This window comes from Lysobacter yangpyeongensis, assembly GCF_042655745.1.
GTDB classification, from domain to species: Bacteria; Pseudomonadota; Gammaproteobacteria; order Xanthomonadales; family Xanthomonadaceae; genus Agrilutibacter; species Agrilutibacter yangpyeongensis.
On sequence record NZ_JBHSNM010000020.1, the window covers coordinates 1 to 3,096 of the forward strand.

Sequence of the window (3,096 nt, forward strand, 5' to 3'; positions counted from 1 at the left end):
GATTCTCGGGCACCGATTGTCCTGAGCTAAGATCTCTTCAGCAGCCAAGTTCTCCGGTTCTCCTGGCTGCATAACAATTCATTCAAGCCGAAGCCGCTTCGCGGCTCGGCTTAATTCAGGCGTTAGCCCGCATGGATCAGATCCGAGCGATTGAGAGACTCAACAGCTACGAGCAAGAGCTGCAGGCAATCCGCTCGCGCTTTACTCGGACACACAGCGCAATCCGCATTGGCGCAGGTGACTCCTCGCGGCTGCACCAAGTCGTGATTGAGCTGCGAGATCTGTTCCAGGATCTTTTCGGTCGCAACTCCTACTCCGAGTTGGTCGTAAGCACTTACAACGAGGGCATTAGCAATCACTTGGCCTCGCCGTCCTTAAACTCAGTGGAGCGCATCACCAACATCGTGAGCGCCGTAGTCACGCGAGTAAAGGAGAACCCCGGGGTACTGAAAACCGCGCCCCCGGAAGTTACGCAGCAGACAGACCCTGCCGCTCCGGTCACCCAGTCCAATGGCCCACTAGCCGTGCCCGAGACAGTTACGCTGAGCTGGTTGTACGACCATGTCCCTCATAGCCTTTGGCTAAGCGTCCTGGGCTTGCTAGCAGCGGCATTCGCATTAGGTGCCACGGCTGCCATCAAGCTACCAATAGTCCAGCAATGGCTTGGCGTCGCATGCAAGGCCGGCGGTGCGGGCTAACAATTCATTCAAGCCGAAGCCGCTTCGCGGCTCGGCTTAATTCAGGCGTTAGGCAGCACGGAAAGACCTCGATGACTGCAGCAAGAGTCTTAGGCGCTTTGGGTATTGGCTCTATATGCGGGCTCCTCCCCGCCATCCTGGCGATTACGCTTAAGAAAGACTATCGCCTTGCAGCTAGAAGCATGGTTGGGTGCATCATCTGCGGGCTTATTCTTGGTATACAAGCCGCTGGTCCGTGTGCTCTTGCTCTTTCATTTGCGGCAATATCACAAAGGGCAAAAAAGGCGTCGTAAATGCATATCGAGTCGGTGCTGCCTAACAATTCATTCAAGCCGAAGCCGCTTCGCGGCTCGGCTTAATTCAGGCGTTATACGGTGCTGGGACTGCCTTGCCAGCGCTCGCATCTAGGCCACCCTCTCGCATCGTTCGCAGTCGGCTCCGGTAAGCGGCCTTTGCGACTCTCGCCATCGGAAAGTCATGCGACTTCGGCCTTTAGCGGACAGCTCACGGTGCTCCCATTGCCCTACTCCTTCGGTTGCTGCCCGCATCACGGTTTCCGGGTAGAGCCCCGTCCGACAACTTGATACCGTATCGGCCACCAGTAGCTATCGGGGGGCTGCAATCCAATGTCTCGGGCATCTCAGCCAGCCCCGTATAACTACGCACTCAACCCGAAGCCGCTTCGCGGCTCGGGTTACCTTGAGCGTTAGGCGCCTTAGTGGAGGTCTCGGATGAAGGCCCTTTGGAGCAATCGGCTCTTCAAGATTGGCGCGATCATCGCAGTGCTCGGCTGGACACCCCTGCTTGCCATTATTCTGCTTGCCGCGATCGGGCTCTGGCCGGATCCAAACCCAAATCCAATTGGCCCCGGCCTGCTGTTCTTCTTTACGTTCTGGCCGGCCGTGATCTGCCTTGGCATTGGGGCGCTTCAGGTATGGCGTCGTCGCGGGCAGCGTGGCGGCGCCTAACAATTCGTTCAAGCCGAACCCGCTTCGCGGCTTCGTCTTGAACGACTCGCAAATTGGTCGTCCGCCGTTCTCCGACTGCTGTGGCAGCGGGTCGGCTTAACTCAGGCGTTAGACCTTTGCGTCAGCCACTTGCGCCACCCAAAGTGATATTGTAGTGTCACTTCATGCGCACCGAACTCGTCACTACCCTCAAGCGCCAGGCCACCGAGCTCCTCTCGGACATCGAGCGGGATAAGGAGCCCATTCTTATTACTCAGCATGGCCTGCCCAGCGCCTACCTGGTGGACGTTGAAACCTATCAGCTAATGCAGCAACGCATGGCCGTTCTTGAGGGCATTGCCCGAGGGGAGCAGGCGCTAGCTGAGGGTCGGGTGGCCACGCACGCTCAGGCCAAAAAGCGCCTTGCCCGATGGCTGAAATAATTTGGTCGGAGCCAGCCCTGAGCGATTTGGATGCCATTGCCGATTACATCGCACTGGAAAGTCCCGTCGCAGCCTCGGAGCTTGTCAAGCGCATCTTCGCTCACGTTGAACAGCTGGCTGACCATCCAGAGAGCGGTAGCCGTCCTCAAGAGCTCGGGCGCTCCCGCTACCGCCAGATTGTGGAGCCGCCCTGCCGCGTCTTCTACCGCTATGACGGACACAAGGTTTTCATCCTTCACGTCATGCGCTCAGAGCGTCTGCTGCGTAAAAGACAGCTTGCGTCTCGCGCCAAGCGGGCAAAGGTCTAACAATTCATTCAAGCCGAAGCCGCTTCGCGGCTCGGCTTAATTCAGGCGTTAGGCCGCACCAACCATGTCCTTGACCCACTACCTCTTTGGCGATTTCTCAGTTGAGTACCGCAGCAGCCTTTCGGTCTCAGAGGCCGTTGGACGTCTGACGGCTATTGCCGACGAGTCCATCTTGCCGGCCCCCGGCAGGGATGCGCTGCTTCATGGATACGTCACTAGGCACGAGGTCTTTCTGCATCAAGGCAATACATTATTCATCAATCCATTCCGTCCTCGTTTTATGGGCGCATTCGTAGAGGAGGATGGAGTAGCTTTGCTCAGGGGCAGGATTGTGGCAATGCGACTCTTCAAGGTCTGGTTGTCTGCCGGCATTCTCATGCTCTCCGCAATCATCTTTTCCGCAGTGTTTCTTCCCCGGCACGTCCATATAGACGGATCACCTGGCGAGTTCCTTCTCGTGCTAGGCATCTTGGGGGCATTCCTGCTCGCACTACGGATAGCGATGCTCCCTGCTTCGCCTCTAGTTCGTTCCCTAGAGGGCGTCATCCTCTCTGCAATTTCCGGAGAGCGGCCTAACAATTCATTCAAGCCGAAGCCGCTTCGCGGCTCGGCTTAATTCAGGCGTTAGGCCAGCACAATGAGAGACCTACACGTTGGAGGAAAGATCGGCGCCATCTTGGCTATTGCCTTTCTTGCTATG

General features: G+C 57.3%; 5 protein-coding genes. All 5 read left to right on the plus strand.

Features of this window, described 5'->3' with window-relative positions:
• The first annotated feature begins 131 nt into the window (after positions 1 to 131).
• The 5 genes from ACFPN1_RS16190 (at position 132) to ACFPN1_RS16210 (ending at position 3,012) form a co-directional block, all read left to right on the plus strand.
• Entirely contained in the window at positions 132 to 698 is a 567-nt protein-coding gene (locus tag ACFPN1_RS16190; RefSeq protein WP_386756256.1) for a hypothetical protein, read from the plus strand.
• Between the two features lie 731 nt (positions 699 to 1,429).
• The gene (locus ACFPN1_RS16195; RefSeq protein WP_386756221.1) at positions 1,430 to 1,666 is read left to right on the plus strand and encodes a hypothetical protein; all 237 of its coding nucleotides are present in this window, start codon (positions 1,430 to 1,432) and stop codon (positions 1,664 to 1,666) included.
• A gap of 164 nt (positions 1,667 to 1,830) precedes the next feature.
• Positions 1,831 to 2,088, plus strand: a complete 258-nt coding sequence (locus ACFPN1_RS16200) for a type II toxin-antitoxin system Phd/YefM family antitoxin (protein ID WP_097122957.1) — start codon at positions 1,831 to 1,833, stop codon at positions 2,086 to 2,088.
• Entirely contained in the window at positions 2,076 to 2,396 is a 321-nt protein-coding gene (locus ACFPN1_RS16205) for a type II toxin-antitoxin system RelE/ParE family toxin (RefSeq protein ID WP_386756257.1), read from the plus strand. The genes ACFPN1_RS16200 and ACFPN1_RS16205 overlap by 13 nt, the downstream gene beginning before the upstream one ends.
• Positions 2,397 to 2,466: 70 nt before the next feature.
• A complete protein-coding gene (locus ACFPN1_RS16210; protein WP_386756258.1) occupies positions 2,467 to 3,012 on the plus strand; it encodes a hypothetical protein in 546 nt (181 codons plus the stop codon).
• The last annotated feature ends 84 nt before the right edge of the window (positions 3,013 to 3,096 follow it).